This is a genomic window from Saccharopolyspora sp. SCSIO 74807, from assembly GCF_037023755.1.
Lineage (GTDB): Bacteria > Actinomycetota > Actinomycetes > Mycobacteriales > Pseudonocardiaceae > Saccharopolyspora_C > Saccharopolyspora_C galaxeae.
In genome coordinates this window covers 3,383,933-3,396,937 of sequence record NZ_CP146100.1, presented here as the reverse complement: position 1 = coordinate 3,396,937, position 13,005 = coordinate 3,383,933, and the positions used below count along the sequence as shown (strand labels likewise).

Genomic DNA, 13,005 nt, shown 5'->3' with positions numbered 1-13,005 from the left:
CGGCCGCGGCGAATTGCGACCGATGCGTTGAGTGCACGGCGCGCGACGCACCGTGGGGAAAGCGAATGGATGAACTGTCGGGCATCTGTTGAAAACGGCAACGCCGGGAAACCGCGGGAGCGGCGCGGGACGCATTCCGCGAATTCGAGCTCAGCGGGCGTATTGCGGGCGCAGCGCGTGCCGCGGACGACTCCGCATCTCAGGCCGGGCGGCGGCGAGGGCGCGCGGGAGCTCGCCCCACCACGGGCGGGTCAGCACCGCACCGAGCACGGCGCCTGCGGTGTTCAGCAGCACGTCGTCCGCCGAGACGACCCGCCCGGTGAGCACGGTGTACTGCAAGAACTCGATCCCGCAGGTCACCGCCAGCGCACCGGCCAGCACCCGGCCCCAGCCGCCGAACCCGGCGAAGCGGACCGGCGCCAGCGCACCGAACGGCGCCAGCAGCAGCAGATTCCCCAGCAGTTGCAGCCACGGCAGCACATCACCCGGGCTGGCCTGCAGCGCGACGCCGAGGTCGTTGCCCGGCACCACCCGCACCTCCACCCCGGCGGCGGGCTGCGGGGCGGCGACCAGGAATCCCACCAGGAACACCGAGTACAGCAGAACAGCGTCCGCGACCGACACGAACAATGCGGGAACGACGGTGAAACGACGGCTGCGCATTATCACGGCGAACACCGTGCCGACAACAGCGAGAACCAAGTAGAACGACGCTGCCGGGACGAGTGCCTGCCAAACCGTGGCGATCGGGCGCACCGTTTTCAAACCCCCTTGCGGCCGCGCCCGATCACTACGCGACACGCAGAAGCGGGCGCAGCGATGCGGAACCAGTTCGACCCACATTGAAACAGGTCCGAGTGACATCACGTTTCAATCTCGGGGCGCAGCAGGTGAACCGAGCCCGAAATCGGACCGCGCAGCGCCCCGACGCGGCCGCAGGGAGAGCTCCCCGAACACGGCGACTGCCCTGCGAATACGACGGTGCCGGGCCGCCGCTGGGCGACCCGGCACCGGGTTGAACGATTTCCTGCTGTGTCGTTGCTCTCCGGTCGCCGCGCTGCGCCCGAGCCCGTCCCGCGCGGAGACCTGGGCCACTCGGCCGGGCCGCCGACCGGAGGGGGTGCTAGAAGCCCATCGCCTGCGCCCTCCGCTTGACCTCGCGCCCCCGATCACCGCGCAACGAGTCGATCGGGGTTCCCGGCAACGTGTCGTCGGCGGTGAACAGCCAGCGCAGAATCTCGTCCTCGTTGTAGCCGGCGTCGCGGAGCAGGGTGATCGTTCCACCCAGCCCCTTCACGACCGCGGTTTCGGCGAGGAACGCCTCCGGCACGCCGAGCACGCCTTCGCGGCGCATGGCGAGCAGGTGTCCGTCACGGATCATTTGGTGCACCCGGGTCTCCGGCAGCCCCAGTCGCTCTGCGACATCGGGCAGCGGGGTCATCTCCACATCGGGAGCAAGCACATCCGGGGCAGCAGGGATAGCACTCACCTGGCCCACGATGCCACAGGCGAGGCGGCACAGGCGTGCCCCGGAAGGGTCAATCTGGGTCTTGAGCGCATGGTAGCGGGCCGCCGCGGCCGTACCGCGGGCGGCCCTCGGCACCGGTCGGCAGTGGCGCCGATGCGCCCTGGAACAATCGTCGCGGGAAAGTGCGACACGACCGGCGGTTGGCGGAGGCCATGACTCCTGGAACACGACCCGAGCGCGGCTCCGAGCTGCTCGGGGCCATGCTGGAGCGCCGCTACCGGGTCGACTCGGTCATCGCGCACGGCGGCATGTCGGTGGTCTACCGCGGGCTGGACACCCGGCTGGACCGGCCGGTGGCGCTGAAGGTGATGGACTCGCACTACTCGGCGAACCCGTCGTTCGTGCACCGCTTCGAGCTGGAGGCCCGCTCGGCGGCCAAGCTGCACCACCCCGACGTCGTCGCCGTCTACGACCAGGGCGTGGACCACGAGATCGACGGCGACCACGTCTACCTGGTGATGCAGCTGGTGGAGGGCTGCACGCTGCGGGACCTGCTGCAGGACCGCGGCGCCCTGCCGCTGCCGCTGGCGGTGAGCGTGCTGCGCCCGGCGCTGTCGGCGCTGGCCGCCGCGCACCGCGAGGGCATGGTGCACCGCGACATCAAGCCGGAGAACGTGCTGATCGGGCTGGACGGCTCGGTCAAGGTCGCCGACTTCGGGCTGGTGCGGGCGACCGCTTCGGCGGGCACCACCACGGGCAACGTCATCCTCGGCACCGTGGCCTACCTGTCTCCGGAGGCGGTCACCACCGGCGACGCCGACGCGCGCACCGACGTGTATTCGGCCGGGGTCGTGCTCTACGAGCTGCTCACCGGCCAGCCGCCGTACACCGGCGACACCGCGCTTTCGGTGGCCTACAGCCACGTGAACTCCGACGTCCCGCCGCCCGGTGAGCTGGCGCCGGAGCTGCCGCCCGCGATCGACGACCTGGTGCTGCGCGCGACCAGGAGGGACCCGGCGGGCCGCCCGCCGGACGCCGCTGCGTTCCTGGCCGAGCTGGACCGGATCAGCTCCGAGCTGGGGCTGGCGCAGGTCCCGGTCCCGGTGCCTAGTTCGCAGCAGCGCACGCAGCAGATGGCGGCCGAGGACGGTCCGGGTGACGGCGGCCCGCCGACCGACCGGATCGCGCCGATCACCGAGGCGTCCGTGCCGGACCCGGCGTTCCCGGTTCCGCACGCGGCCGCCCAGGACGCCGGTCCGCGCGGCACGCGCGCGCTGGCGCGCCCGTCCGACGAGGAACAGACCAGCGAACTCGCCGCGATCGGCCCGTCACCCGCCGAACGGCACGAAGCCCGCAGGCGCCGGGGCGGCCGGGCGTTCGCGCTGTGGACGCTGACGATCCTGGTGATCGCCGGGCTGCTCGGCGGCACGGCGTGGTGGCTCGGCAACGGCCGCTACATCCAGGTGCCGCGGGTGACCGGTGAGACCGAGCAGGTCGCGACGCAGGTGCTGCGCGGCGCCGACCTCACCGCCGAAGTCACGCGGCAGCTGGACGACAACGCCCCGGCGGGCACGGTGATCAGCTCCACGCCGGAGCAGGGCGCCCGGATCCTCAGCGGCGACTCGGTGCAACTGGTGGTCTCGCTCGGGAAGCCGAAGGTGCCGGAGATCGCCGCAGGCACCGGGCTGGAGCAGGCGCAGAGCGCGGTGCGCGAGGCCAAGCTGCGGCCGGTGCACGACACCTCGGCCGACGAGTACCACCCGTCGATCCCCGAGGGCTCGGTGATCCGCGTCGACCCCGCCGCGGGCACCCAGCTGCCCATCAGCTCCGAGGTGCGGCTGGTGGTGAGCAAGGGGCCGCAGCCGGTGCAGGTGCCGGACGTGACCGGCGCGGGCAAGGACGAAGCGTTCGCCGCGCTGCAAGCCGCGGGCTTCGAGCCGTACGAGGCGGGCAAGCAGTTCGACCCGAACGTGGAAGCCGACCACGTGATCACCACCGACCCGTCCGCGGGCACGACCGTGGAACTGTCCGGCAAGCCGCGGATCGGCGTGGTCGTCTCGAACGCGGTGACCGTGCCCGACCTCAACGGCACGCAGGCCGAACAGGCCCAGCAGCAGCTGGCGTCGATGGGCCTGCAGTTGCAGGTGCAGTCGTTCTTCCAACGCCCGAACGCGCTGATCCTGGGCCAGTTCCCGCTGGCGGGCAGCAAGGTCGAACCGGGCTCCACGGTGCGCGCGACCGCGCTGTGAGCCGCTGACCGGCGGTGCGTTCCTGATCACTGCCCGGCCGGCCCGGCGTGGCCGCGGCAGCGGTTCCGGCGCCGTGTGCAAACATGGTGCGCACGATGCCCTCGAGCCCTCCGACCCGAGCGGGCACCGCGGACGAGCCCAGCACGGGTGCGCCGGGTGCCGCACCCCGAGATCCCTCCGGTGATCGACGCACCGGCGGCGCCGGGCACGCGGATGCGAGCACTCGACGGTTACCGGTGCGCACGGTGCTGCTGGGGGCGCTCGGTTCGTTGTTGCTGCTGGCAGGATCGTTCGGCGGTGCCGGGGTGCTGGTGCACGATCCGGTGCTCAGCTCCGGGCCGCTCTCGGCGATGCGCTACGGGCACGGCCGGGACATGGCGCTGGCCGTCCTCTACAGCGGTTTCGGCGTGCTGGTGTGGGCGTGGGTGCGGCTGGGGCGCGGAGTGCTCGCGGGACTGGTCGGTTCGCGCGGAGTGCTGCTGGCGACCGCAGCGTGGATCGCGCCGATGCTCATCGCGCCGCCGCTGTTCACCAGGGACGTCTACAGCTACCTCGGCCAGGGTTTGCTGGCGCTGCACGGCATGGACCCCTACGGCGTGGGGCCTTCGGCGCTGATCGGTCCGATCCCGGACAACGTGCACCCCACCTGGCAGACCACACCGGCGCCGTACGGACCGCTGTTCATGGGCATCGCCAAGGGCGTCATCCTGCTCGCGGGCGAAGGCATGATCTCCAGCGTCATCGTGATGCGGCTGGTGCTGCTGTGCGGCCTGGCGATGTTGATCTTCGCGTTGCCCGGGTTGGTGGCCGAGCTCGGGGGGAGGCTGCCGGTCGCGCTGTGGCTCGTGGCGGCCAGCCCGATGACGGTGGTGCACCTGGTCGGCGGCCCGCACAACGACATGCTGATGATCGGACTGCTGGCGCTGGGCGTGCTGCTGGCGCTGCGCGGGCGGCGCGCCGCAGGCGTTGCGCTGCTGACGTTGGCGATGTCGATCAAGGCGACGGCCGGTGTGGCGTTGCCGTTCCTGGTGTGGATCTGGGCGGCGCGGCTGCCGGGGAATCGCAGGCAGCGCTTGGTGCGGGCCGGTGCGGCTTCGGTCGCGGTGTTCGTGCCGGTGTTCGCCGCGACGATGGCGCTGGCCAAGGTCGGTTTCGGGTGGCTGCCCGCGCTGTCGGCACCCGGCATGATCGTGAACTACCTGTCCGCACCGACCGGGCTGGGCCAGGCCGTGCACGGCGTCGTCGCGATGTTCGCCGAGGTGGACCGGGGACCGTTCGTCGAGACCGGGCGCACGCTGGGTTCGCTGGTGCTGGCGGCGCTGCTGGCCCGGTTGTGGTGGCGGGCCCGCGACGGCGGCACGAACGCGGTCCGCTGCGCCGCGCTCGCGCTGCTGGCCGCGGCCGCGCTCTCACCCGTGGTGCTTCCGTGGTACTTGACCTGGGGTTTGGCGTTGGGCTGCGCATTGCCGTGGAGCCCGCGTGCGCTGTCGTACGTGGTGGGGGCGTCGGTGGCGCTGGTGCTGGCCTACTACCCGGACGGCGAGCAGGCGATGTACAACTTGCCGTTCGTGGCGGTCGGTGTGGGTGCGGCCTTGCTCGCGGCGCTGTCGCTGCAGCGGTTCGACCCGCTCGGGCTCAGCCGGTGCCGGACTGTGCCGGGCGGGCGCGCCGGGCCGCCCGGCCGCGGGGACCGGGCGGCGGCAGATCACGCCGAGGGCAGCACCTGCGTCTTGAGCCCGGTTCCGGAGCGGAACTCCTCCAACGCGGTCGAGTAGTCCGCCAGCCCGGCGGTCGTGGTGACCAGCGAACCGGCATCGACCGCCCCGGCCACCAGCAGATCCCGCGCGCGGTCGAAGCTGTTGTGCACGGCCATCGACCCGACGATGGTGATCTCCTCGTTGTAGACCCGGAACGGGGAGAACTGCGCGCTCGCCTTCGCATCGGCCACGCCGAACTGCAGGAACGTGCCTGCCTTGCGAACCCGCGTGAGCCCGTCCTCGATCGCGGCGATCACACCGGTGGCGTCCACGACCAGGTCCCAGCCGTCCGGGTTGCCCAGCTGCTCCGCTTCGGTGGCCACCGCGTCGGCGCCCATCGACTCGGCCACGGTCAGCCGGTCCTGCCTGCGGTCCACCATGGACAGCGACCGCACCCCGGCCCGCTTGAGCAGCTGCGCCAGCAGCAGCCCCATCGTGCCCGCGCCGTAGACGAGCACCTCGTCGGTGAGGTCGTGCGGAACCTTGTCCAGCCCGTGCACCGCGCAGGACAGCGGCTCGATCAGCGCCGCCGAGGTCGCCGGAGTGCCCGCCGGCAGCGGGTAGCACTTCTTGGCCTGCACCTGCACGTACTCGGCCGCGCCCCCCGGCGAGGTGATGCCCACCGCCCGCCACGGCTCGCACAGGTTGCCCTTGCCCGCCCGGCAGTACCGGCATTCCCCGCACGGCAGCGACGGCTCGACCGCCACCAGGTCGCCCTCGGCGAGCCTGGTGACCTCGCCGCCCGCGGCCACCACGCGCCCGGCCAGCTCATGACCGGGCGTGATCGGGTAGCTCACCACCGGCAGTTCCCCGTCGACCAGGTGCAGATCGGTTCCGCACAGGCCGCAGGCGTCCACCGCCACCACGACATCGTTGGGCCCCGGTGCCGGATCCGGCACCTCGGTCACGGTCGGCTGACCGGGACCTTCCACGACGACCGCACGCATCCCGGCCATCCTTTCCTGTTGCCTCTCCCCGGACGGGCGTCGTGCCGCCCGTCCGCTCACGTCCGCGCCCGAATCGGCGCGCAGGTGAGCGGACCGCCGGGCCGTGCGCGGCCGAGCGGTCCGCTCGGAAATCGATCACCGGGCTGGGGCCGGGACCGAAGTGTCGATGCCTGTCCTGGCAGCTGCGCGTGCAGCGGATGCGGGGCTCTGCGAGCGCCGTCCTGCGCAGCGTCCGCTCGCACGGACGACTGCGATGCTGCGCAGGGCTTCGATCATTTCAGCGCGCCCATGGACAGGCCGCGCACCAGCTGCCGCTGCGCGATCCAACCGACGATGACCACCGGCAGCACCGCCAGCGTCGCCGCCGCCGACAGCCGCGCCCAGTACAGGCCCTCGCTGGTGATGAACCCGACCAGGAACACCGGCACCGTCGGCGCGTTGATCGCGGTGAGGTTCACCGCGAAGAAGAACTCGTTCCACGCGAAGATCGCGCAGATCAGCGCGGTCGCGGCGATGCCGGGGGCCACCATCGGCAGCAGCACCTTGGTGAGCTCGGTGCGCAGCCCGGCGCCGTCGACCTTCGCGGCCTCCAGCACTTCGCTGGGCACTTCCTGGAAGAACGAGCGCATCATCCACACCGCGATGGGCAGGTTCATGCCGGAGTACAGCAGCACCAGCGCCCACACGTTGTCCAGCAGGTGTAGCTGCTGAGCGGCCACGAAGATCGGCACGATCGCCGCGACGACCGGCAGCATCTTGGTGGAGATGAAGAAGAACAACGCGTCCTTGGTGCCCTTCACCGGCCGGATGGACAGCGCGTAGGCCGCGGGCACGGCCAGCGCCACCACCAGCAGGCACGAGATCACCGTGGCGATCAGCGAGTTCACCAGGTACGGCCCGAGCCCGCCGTCGAAGACCAGCTTGTACTGGTCGAGGGTGGGGGCGAACAAGAACTTCGGATCGTCGGTGTAGGCGTCGCCCTCCTGCTTGAACGAGGTGAGCACCATCCAGAACACCGGGAACACGAACAGGATCCCCAGCGCCCACGCGAGGACCGTCAGCGCGGCCCCTCCGGCCGATCGGCGTTTCATTCCGCAGCCTCCTTGCCGGAAATGGCGGTGAAGATCGCGCGCAGCGCGAAGGTCGCGACGATGATCGTCAGCACCACCACGACGACACCGAGCGCGGCGGCCTGACCGACGTCGAAGCCCTGGAAGACCCGCTGGTAGAGGTAGTACGGCAGGTTGGTGGTGGCGATGCCCGGACCGCCCTGGGTCATCATGAAGATCTCGTCGAAGGTGTTCACCACGTAGATCGAACCCAGCAGCCCGGCCAGCTGGATGTAGCGGCGCAGGAACGGCAGCGTCATGAACCGGAACGTCTGCCAGCCGCTGGCGCCGTCCATCCGCGCGGCCTCGAGCACGTCCCGCGGCTGGCTCTGCAGCCCGGCGAGCACGATCAGCATCATGAACGGCGTCCACCGCCACACCAGCGCGGCCAGCACCGAGACCATCGGGTGCTCGCCGACCCAGTCGATGCCGCCGAGCCCGATCGGCCCGAGCACGGCGTCCACCAGCCCGTAGGTCGGGTTCAACATGCTGGTCTTCCACAGCAGCGCGGAAGCCACCGGCATGATCAGGAACGGCGTGATCAGCATGGTGCGCACCACGCCGCGACCGAAGAACGGCCGGTCCAGCAGCAGCGCGAGCCCGACCCCGAGGGCCAGCGAAACCAGCACGCAGCCCACGGTCACGATGATCGTGTTCAGCGCGGCGGTGTAGAACTCGCTGTCGGTGAACACGTCGACGTAGTTGGACAGCCCGATGAAGCCCCACGAGCCGGGGCGCAGCAGGTTCCACGAGTGCAGCGAGTAGAAGATCGTCGCCAGGAACGGGGCCTGCGTGATGATGATGGTGAAGATCAGCGCGGGCAGCAGCGGTCCGCGGCGCGCCCACTTCTCCTTGCGGCCGAGGGTGATCCCCTTCGCCGCGGTCGGTTCAGCAGTGGTCATGGCCGGTAGCTCTCCCCCACGGTCTCGGCGTAGCCCTGGGATTGCTCCAGCGCTTCGTCCACGGACTTGCTCCCGGCGATGGCCGCGGACATCTGCTGGCTCACGCGGGTGCCCAGGTCGACGAACTCGGGGATGCGCACGAACTGCAAGCCCTGGTACGGCGTGGGCTGCGAGCTCGGCCGGGTCTGGTCGGCCTGGCTGATGCCGCGCAGCGTCGGCTGCGCGAAGGCGGCCGCGGCCTGCTGGTACTGCGGCATCTGGTAGGTCGAGCGGCGGCTGCCGGGCGGCAGGTTCTGCCAGCCGAGGCGTTCACCGACGGTCTTGAGGTACTGCTTCGACGTCGCCCAGGAGATGAAGTTCCAGGCGTCGTCGGGTCGTTCGGCCGTCTTCGGGACCGCCAGCGACCAGGTGTAGAGCCAGCTCGCCCGCTTGCCGCCGGGGCCGGTGGGGGCGTTGGCGTAGCCGACCTTGCCGGGCACGTTGCTCTCCTGCGGGTCCTCCAAGGTGCCCGCCGACGACGTCGAGTCGAACATCATCGCCGCGTTGCCCTGGCCGAACTCGGTGAGGCATTCGGAGAAGCCGGTGCTGGACGCGCCGGGCTCGCCGTAGTCGCGCACCAGGTCGGTGTAGAAGTGCGCCGCATCGCGCACCTGCGGCGAGGTCAGCTGGGCGTTGAACTGCGGGTCGAACCAGCGACCGCCGAAGGAGTTGATCATGGTGTTCAGCGGGGCCATCACCTCGCCCCAGCCGGGCAGCCCGCGCAGGCAGATCCCGGCGCGCCCGCCTTCGCCCTGATCGAGCTTGGCCGCCATGTCGCGGACCTGCTGCCAGGTCGGATTCTCCGGCATCCTCAGCCCGGCTTGGGCGAACAGGTCCTTGCGGTAGTTCAGCAGCGCCGTCTCGCCGTAGAACGGGGCCGCGTACATGTGCCCCCGGTAAGACAGCGAGTCCCGGATGGACGGGATGAAGTCGTCCTTGTCGTAGCCCGCAGTCGCGTCCATTCGCGGCTCCAGGTCGTGCAGCCAGCCGTTGGCCGCCCAGATCGGCGTCTCGTAGTTGCTGACCATGACGACGTCGAACTGGCCGCTGCCGGTGGCCACCGACTGGGTGATCTTGTCGCGTGCCTGGTTCTCCGGCAGCGAGATGAACCGCAGCCGCAGCTCCGGGTGCAGGCGCTCGAACTCCCCGGCGAGCTCCTGCATGTCCTCCATCTGCGGGTTGGACACCACCGCCACCCGCAGCACCCGGCGCCCGTCGCCGGAACCGATCGCGCCCGCCCCCGTGCAACCGGCGGTGAGCAGCACTGACGCGAACAGGGCGACCAGCGCCCACCATCTCCTGCCGAGTCGCATCGGCATCCCTTTCTGCTGTGTGCTCACACTCGCACGACCTTGGGGCCCGCGGCCTCGATGTCGGTCGCGATGTCCCCGTCCAGCCCGGTGTCGGTGATCAGCACGTCGACCTCGGCGATCTCGCCGTACCGGTGCAGCGAAACCGGGCCGATCTTGGTGTGGTCGGCGAGCAGGACCCGTCGCCGCGCCCCGCGCAACAGCAACGTCTTGATCTCGGCCGAGTTCTGATCCGGGGTGGTCAGCCCGCGGTGCAGCGAAACCCCGTCGGTGCCCAGGAAAGCCACGTCCGCGAACACTTCGCGCCACCGCTGCGCTGCCCAGGCACCGACGCCGCCGTTGGTGGTCGCGCGCACCCGGCCGCCGGGCGTGAGCACCGACAGGTTCGGCCTGGACGCCAGCGAGACGGCGATGCTGAGGCTGTCGGTGATCACCGTCAGCGGCCGGTCGGTCGGCAGCAGCTCGGCGAACCGGGCGCAGGTCGTGCCGGACTCGATGAGCACGGCGCCCTCCGCGGGCACCTCGTCGAGCGCGGCCCGGCAGATCCGGGTCTTCTCGGCGACCATCACGTTCTCCCGGGCGGACAGCTGCGGGTCGAAGCTCCACCGCTCCACCGGGATCGCACCGCCGTGCACGCGGTGCAGGAATCCGTGCTCCTCCAGCACGGTCAGATCGCGCCGGATCGTCTCGGGGGTCACTTGCAGCTGCCCCGCGAGCCCGGTCACGTCGACTCGGCCCTCCTGCCTGGCACGCTCGACGATGAGCTGCTGGCGTTCACGCGCGTACACCCGGTCGGCCTCCGGTCTGGACCCGATTCCCAGGACCCGGTTCGATGCCCGGATCGGTCCGCTTCAATCTGACCGAGTTTGTTTATCCGGTGAGCGCAGTCACCGTCAAGGGCGCACGGCTAAGGACATGACCAGGATCAGCCGCGGAATTCCCGGGACGATCCCGGAGAGTCACCACGAGCCACGCAAAAAGCGGGTGCACCCGGAAACACCCGGCGCACGAGAACGGGCCGGGGTGATCCCACCCCGGCCCGCGCGTGCGCTCGATCCCGGTCAGCTGCGCAGCATCTCCGCGACCAGGAACGCCAGCTCCAGCGACTGCTGGGTGTTGAGCCGCGGATCGCAGGCCGTCTCGTAGCGGCCCGCCAGGTCGGTGTCCGAGATGTCCTGCGCGCCGCCGAGGCATTCGGTGACGTGCTCGCCGGTCAGCTCGATGTGGATGCCGCCGGGGTGGGTGCCCAGCCGGTGGTGCACCTCGAAGAAGCCCTGCACCTCGTCCACCACGCGGTCGAAGTGGCGGGTCTTGTAGCCGGTGCTGGACTCGTGGGTGTTGCCGTGCATCGGGTCGCACTGCCAGACCACCTGGTGCCCGGCGGCGGTGACCTTCTCCACGATCGGCGGCAGCAGATCCCGGACCTTGCCGTTGCCCATCCGGCTGATCAGCGTCAACCGGCCCGGCTCCCGGTTCGGGTCCAGCCGCTCGACGTACTCCAGCGCCATCTCCGGGGTGGTGCTCGGGCCGATCTTGAGCCCGATCGGGTTGGAGATCAGCTCGGCGAACGCGATGTGCGCGTGGTCGAGCTGCCTGGTGCGGTCCCCGACCCACACGTAGTGCCCGGACAGGTCGTAGAGCCGCGGCGTGCCGTGCGAGGTGTCCAGCCGCAGCATCGCCCGCTCGTAGTCCAGCACCAGCGCTTCGTGGCTGGCGAACAGGTCCACCGCGTGCAGGCTGCTGTCGTCCACGCCGCAGGCGGCCATGAACCGCAGGCCGCGGTCGATCTCGGCGGCCACCGACTCGTACCGCTCCCCGGCCGGGGAGTTGAGCACGAAGTCCTTGTTCCAGTCGTGCACCTGCGCGAGCGCGGCCATCCCGCCGCTGGTCAGCGCGCGGGAGAGGTTCATCGTGGCGCTGGCGTTGGCGTAGGCGCGGATCAGCCGGGACGGGTCGTGCCTGCGGGCCTCCTCGCTGGCGGCCAGCGAGTTGACCATGTCCCCGCGGTAGCTGGGCAGCCCCAGCGCGTCGGTGGAGTTGGACCGCGGCTTGGCGTACTGCCCGGCGAGCCTGCCGAGCTTGACCACCGGCATGCTCGCGCCGTAGGTCAGCACCACCGCCATCTGCAGCAGGGTGCGGATGTTGCCGCGGATGTGCGGTTCGGTGTTGTCCGCGAACGTCTCCGCGCAGTCCCCGCCCTGCAGCAGAAACGCCTCGCCCCGCGCGACCGCCGCGAGCTGTCCGCGCAACCGGTCCACTTCGGAGGGCACGGTCACCGGCGGGACGCTCTCCAGCACCTTGCGCACGGCGGCGACTTGGTCCTCGGGCCACTCGGGCTGCTGGGTGGCGGGCAGCTTCAGCGCCGCATCCAGGCGGGCGCGCATCTCGGGGGGCAGCGGCGGCAGTTCCGGCAGTTCATCGACCGGAACATCGACGGTCCAATTCACGTGACCAGGATAGGGCGTGCTGGCCACCTGTTTTCATGTGGGCGGCGGCGCAGCGCCGCCGATCTTGCCCAGTCGCGTCGATTCAGCTCCACTCGCCGGGGCCCGGAGGTGGCTCGCCGGAGCTCCCGCGGCGGTCGCGCGCGATCTAGGGGCTGTTTCATAAGCGGCGCCAGCCGCTGCGGTGCCCGAGGACTCAGCCGGACCACCGGCGGGTTCTCAGGCCTAGTAGCCGCCGCCGAGTTTGCGGTGGTCCCAGCTGATCGTGCGGGTCGGGGTGAAGCGGAACCCGACGCGCTTGGGCACCTGGGCGCGCACCGCCTCCAGCGCGGCGGGTTCGTCCGCGGGCTCCCAAGTGCCGTAGCGCCTGCCCAGCGCGGTACCGATGCGCTCGATGTCCCCGGGCACCTCCAGCGCCTCGACGTCGCACTCCAGCGAGACCCCGCGCAACTGGTCGTAGCTGCTGCCGGTCTCGGCCATCAGCGTGGCGCGGGGGTCGCGGCGCAGGTTCAGCGTCTTCTGCGCCTTGGCGAACGTCCACAGCTCGACCACCGTGCCACCGGGCACGACGCTTCCCGGGACGAACCACATCGGCACCAGGTGCGGCCGCCCGTCCGGTTTCACCGTGCCGAGCACGATCGTGCGCCGCTGTTCGAGGAAGTCGGCGACTTCGCCATCGGTCATCGAGATCAGCCCGCGTCGGGACATCCGCGCTCCCCTACCGCCGTCGGTACCGGCCCGACCCTAGGTTCCCGCCGCGATTTCCGGAACCTCCCGGCG

At 70.8% G+C, this 13,005-nt stretch carries 11 protein-coding genes; 2 read left to right on the top strand and 9 right to left on the bottom strand.

Features of this window, described 5'->3' with window-relative positions:
• Positions 1-150 precede the first annotated feature (150 nt).
• Together V1457_RS15645 and V1457_RS15640 are read right to left on the bottom strand one after the other, a co-directional pair.
• Entirely contained in the window at positions 151-756 is a 606-nt protein-coding gene (locus V1457_RS15645) for a VanZ family protein (RefSeq protein WP_307850125.1), read from the bottom strand.
• A 367-nt stretch (positions 757-1,123) separates the two neighbouring features.
• Positions 1,124-1,489: an Rv2175c family DNA-binding protein gene (locus V1457_RS15640; RefSeq protein ID WP_200071236.1), complete on the bottom strand. Its 366-nt coding sequence runs from the start codon at positions 1,487-1,489 to the stop codon at positions 1,124-1,126.
• A gap of 191 nt (positions 1,490-1,680) precedes the next feature.
• Between V1457_RS15640 and pknB the strand changes: the two genes are divergently transcribed.
• Both pknB and mptB read left to right on the top strand, forming a co-directional pair.
• Positions 1,681-3,717, top strand: coding sequence for a Stk1 family PASTA domain-containing Ser/Thr kinase (gene pknB, locus V1457_RS15635; protein ID WP_338595293.1), 2,037 nt, complete (start codon positions 1,681-1,683; stop codon positions 3,715-3,717).
• A 95-nt stretch (positions 3,718-3,812) separates the two neighbouring features.
• The gene (mptB, locus tag V1457_RS15630; RefSeq protein WP_338595291.1) at positions 3,813-5,492 is read left to right on the top strand and encodes a polyprenol phosphomannose-dependent alpha 1,6 mannosyltransferase MptB; all 1,680 of its coding nucleotides are present in this window, start codon (positions 3,813-3,815) and stop codon (positions 5,490-5,492) included.
• On the opposite strand, the gene V1457_RS15625 is transcribed toward mptB, so the two are convergent.
• The 7 genes from V1457_RS15625 to V1457_RS15595 all read right to left on the bottom strand — a co-directional run bounded on the left by V1457_RS15625 (position 5,423) and on the right by V1457_RS15595 (position 12,933).
• Positions 5,423-6,421 (bottom strand): zinc-dependent alcohol dehydrogenase family protein, encoded by a 999-nt coding sequence (locus V1457_RS15625; protein WP_338595290.1) that lies wholly within the window; start codon positions 6,419-6,421, stop codon positions 5,423-5,425. The genes mptB and V1457_RS15625 overlap by 70 nt on opposite strands.
• 272 nt (positions 6,422-6,693) lie before the next feature.
• Positions 6,694-7,512 (bottom strand): carbohydrate ABC transporter permease, encoded by an 819-nt coding sequence (locus tag V1457_RS15620; RefSeq protein WP_338595288.1) that lies wholly within the window; start codon positions 7,510-7,512, stop codon positions 6,694-6,696.
• Positions 7,509-8,432 (bottom strand): carbohydrate ABC transporter permease, encoded by a 924-nt coding sequence (locus V1457_RS15615; RefSeq protein ID WP_200071232.1) that lies wholly within the window; start codon positions 8,430-8,432, stop codon positions 7,509-7,511. The genes V1457_RS15620 and V1457_RS15615 overlap by 4 nt, the downstream gene beginning before the upstream one ends.
• A complete protein-coding gene (locus tag V1457_RS15610; protein WP_200071496.1) occupies positions 8,429-9,790 on the bottom strand; it encodes a sugar ABC transporter substrate-binding protein in 1,362 nt (453 codons plus the stop codon). Before V1457_RS15610 ends, V1457_RS15615 begins: the two co-directional genes overlap by 4 nt.
• A 17-nt stretch (positions 9,791-9,807) precedes the next feature.
• Entirely contained in the window at positions 9,808-10,569 is a 762-nt protein-coding gene (locus tag V1457_RS15605; RefSeq protein ID WP_200071231.1) for a DeoR/GlpR family DNA-binding transcription regulator, read from the bottom strand.
• A gap of 273 nt (positions 10,570-10,842) precedes the next feature.
• The gene (locus V1457_RS15600; RefSeq protein WP_338595287.1) at positions 10,843-12,228 is read right to left on the bottom strand and encodes a class II 3-deoxy-7-phosphoheptulonate synthase; all 1,386 of its coding nucleotides are present in this window, start codon (positions 12,226-12,228) and stop codon (positions 10,843-10,845) included.
• 222 nt (positions 12,229-12,450) lie between these two features.
• On the bottom strand, positions 12,451-12,933 hold the full coding sequence (locus tag V1457_RS15595) for a pyridoxamine 5'-phosphate oxidase family protein (protein WP_200071229.1): 483 nt from the start codon (positions 12,931-12,933) through the stop codon (positions 12,451-12,453).
• Between the last annotated feature and the right edge of the window lie 72 nt (positions 12,934-13,005).

What these genes read in the sequence shown, in the direction of transcription:
- V1457_RS15620 (WP_338595288.1), bottom strand. Translation starts at nt 7,512, where the DNA reads ATGAAACGCCGATCGGCCGGAGGGGCCGCGCTGACGGTCCTCGCGTGG.
- V1457_RS15625 (WP_338595290.1), bottom strand. Translation starts at nt 6,421, where the DNA reads ATGCGTGCGGTCGTCGTGGAAGGTCCCGGTCAGCCGACCGTGACCGAG.
- pknB (WP_338595293.1), top strand. Translation starts at nt 1,681, where the DNA reads ATGACTCCTGGAACACGACCCGAGCGCGGCTCCGAGCTGCTCGGGGCC.
- V1457_RS15610 (WP_200071496.1), bottom strand. Translation starts at nt 9,790, where the DNA reads ATGCCGATGCGACTCGGCAGGAGATGGTGGGCGCTGGTCGCCCTGTTC.
- mptB (WP_338595291.1), top strand. Translation starts at nt 3,813, where the DNA reads ATGCCCTCGAGCCCTCCGACCCGAGCGGGCACCGCGGACGAGCCCAGC.
- V1457_RS15595 (WP_200071229.1), bottom strand. Translation starts at nt 12,933, where the DNA reads ATGTCCCGACGCGGGCTGATCTCGATGACCGATGGCGAAGTCGCCGAC.
- V1457_RS15615 (WP_200071232.1), bottom strand. Translation starts at nt 8,432, where the DNA reads ATGACCACTGCTGAACCGACCGCGGCGAAGGGGATCACCCTCGGCCGC.